The organism is Roseibium sp. MMSF_3412, from assembly GCF_030733265.1.
GTDB lineage: Bacteria > Pseudomonadota > Alphaproteobacteria > Rhizobiales > Stappiaceae > Roseibium.
The window spans coordinates 1-2,500 of record NZ_JASHJI010000030.1 but is presented as its reverse complement, the minus strand read 5'-3'; the positions used below and the strand labels follow the sequence as shown (position 1 = coordinate 2,500).

Annotated in this window: 1 tRNA gene and 2 rRNA genes (1 of these 3 cut by a window edge); all 3 read left to right on the top strand. The window is 54.5% G+C overall.

Annotation, left to right across the window (positions count from 1 at the left end):
• Positions 1 to 2,021: ribosomal RNA gene (locus tag RBB49_RS28285) — 23S ribosomal RNA — on the top strand (it extends 702 nt beyond the left edge of the window).
• 152 nt (positions 2,022 to 2,173) lie between these two features.
• Positions 2,174 to 2,288 (top strand): 5S ribosomal RNA (gene rrf / locus RBB49_RS28280).
• An 89-nt stretch (positions 2,289 to 2,377) separates the two neighbouring features.
• Positions 2,378 to 2,454, top strand: a tRNA-Met gene (locus tag RBB49_RS28275).
• Positions 2,455 to 2,500: the final 46 nt, after the last annotated feature.

Genomic DNA, 2,500 nt, shown 5'->3' with positions numbered 1-2,500 from the left:
CCACGCCTGTTGAAAAAGTCGGGGATGAGCTGTGGCTAGGGGTGAAAGGCCAATCAAACTCGGAAATAGCTGGTTCTCCGCGAAATCTATTTAGGTAGAGCGTCGGATGAATACTCTCGGGGGTAGAGCACTGGATGGGCTATGGGGGCTTACCGCCTTACTGATCCTAACCAAACTCCGAATACCGAGAAGTACTATCCGGCAGACACACAGTGGGTGCTAACGTCCATTGTGGAGAGGGAAACAACCCTGACCGCCAGTTAAGGTCCCTAAGTTATGGCTAAGTGGGAAAGGATGTAGGACTCCCAAAACAACCAGGATGTTGGCTTAGAAGCAGCCATCATTTAAAGAAAGCGTAACAGCTCACTGGTCTAAATAAGGGGTCCCGCGCCGAAAATGTACCGGGGCTCAAGCCATACACCGAAACTGCGGGTGCATCTTATGATGCGCGGTAGCGGAGCGTTCTGTAAGTCTGCGAAGGGATACCTGTGAGGGGTCCTGGAGATATCAGAAGTGCGAATGCTGACATGAGTAACGATAAAGCGGGTGAGAGACCCGCTCGCCGAAAGTCCAAGGGTTCCTGCGCAACGCTAATCGGCGCAGGGTTAGCCGGCCCCTAAGGCGAGGCCGAAAGGCGTAGTCGATGGGAATGCAGTTAATATTCTGCAGCTTGTGGGTAGTGACGGATGCCGTGTGTTGTATCTCCTTATTGGATTGGGGGTGCAGCGAAGGTGTTCCAGGAAATAGCTCCCACGTATAAACCGTACCCGAAACCGACACAGGTGGACTGGTAGAGCATACCAAGGCGCTTGAGAGAACTATGCTGAAGGAACTCGGCAAAATGCTCCCGTAAGTTCGCGAGAAGGGAGACCTCGGTCCGGGCAACCGGATTGGGGTGGCACAGACCAGGGGGTGGCGACTGTTTATCAAAAACACAGGGCTCTGCGAAGCCGCAAGGCGACGTATAGGGTCTGACGCCTGCCCGGTGCTGGAAGGTTAAGAGGAGGTGTGCAAGCACCGAATTGAAGCCCCAGTAAACGGCGGCCGTAACTATAACGGTCCTAAGGTAGCGAAATTCCTTGTCGGGTAAGTTCCGACCTGCACGAATGGCGTAACGACTTCCCCGCTGTCTCCAGCATAGACTCAGTGAAATTGAATTCCCCGTGAAGATGCGGGGTTCCTGCGGTCAGACGGAAAGACCCCGTGCACCTTTACTACAGCTTCACACTGGTATTCGTCACGACATGTGTAGGATAGGTGGTAGACGTTGAAGCCTTGGCGCCAGCTGAGGTGGAGTCACCCTTGAAATACCACCCTTGTCGTCATGGATATCTAACCGCGGTACAACAATATCCGGGACCGTGTGTGGCGGGTAGTTTGACTGGGGCGGTCGCCTCCCAAATGGTAACGGAGGCGCGCGAAGGTGGGCTCAGAGCGGTCGGAAATCGCTCGTTGAGTGCAATGGCATAAGCCTGCCTGACTGCGAGACTGACAAGTCGAGCAGAGACGAAAGTCGGCCATAGTGATCCGGTGGTCCCTCGTGGAAGGGCCATCGCTCAACGGATAAAAGGTACGCCGGGGATAACAGGCTGATGATGCCCAAGAGTCCATATCGACGGCATTGTTTGGCACCTCGATGTCGACTCATCACATCCTGGGGCTGGAGCAGGTCCCAAGGGTTTGGCTGTTCGCCAATTAAAGTGGTACGTGAGTTGGGTTCAGAACGTCGCGAGACAGTTCGGTCCCTATCTGCCGTGGGTGTAGGAGAATTGAGAGGATCTGTCCCTAGTACGAGAGGACCGGGATGGACGTACCTCTGGTGGACCTGTTGTGGCGCCAGCCGCATTGCAGGGTAGCTATGTACGGAAGGGATAACCGCTGAAAGCATCTAAGCGGGAAACCCACCTCAAAACCAGTTCTCCCTGAAGAGCCGTGGAAGACCACCACGTCGATAGGAAGCGTGTGGAAGTGTGGCAACACATGAAGCTTAGCTTTACTAATAGCTCGTTCGGCTTGATCGCTCTCATTAATCAATGTTCATCTTTGCCAAAGCGCCCTTGGCGCTTTGGAAAGATCATCTTTAGTGCACTACCGCCTAGCGGCTACTTGAGTGCGTTTGAAATGATCAAAAACAAAACAATAGACCAGTTCACGACAAACTGCGCTTCGCCGGCCTGGTGGCCTCAGCGGGGAGCCCCCACCCGATCCCATCCCGAACTCGGCCGTGAAACTCCCCAGCGCCAATGGTACTGCATCTTAAGGTGTGGGAGAGTAGGTCGCCGCCAGGCCTGCTAAACGCAGTTTGAAACTCTTGTAAGTGCGCTACCGCCTAGCGGCTGCTTGAGCGCGCATCTCTTCAACATGTTCTCGACCTTCACGCGGGATGGAGCAGCCCGGTAGCTCGTCAGGCTCATAACCTGAAGGTCGCAGGTTCAAATCCTGCTCCCGCAACCAACAAAAACAGCCGCCCCTCTTGGGCGGCTTTTTTGTTGGTAATGGA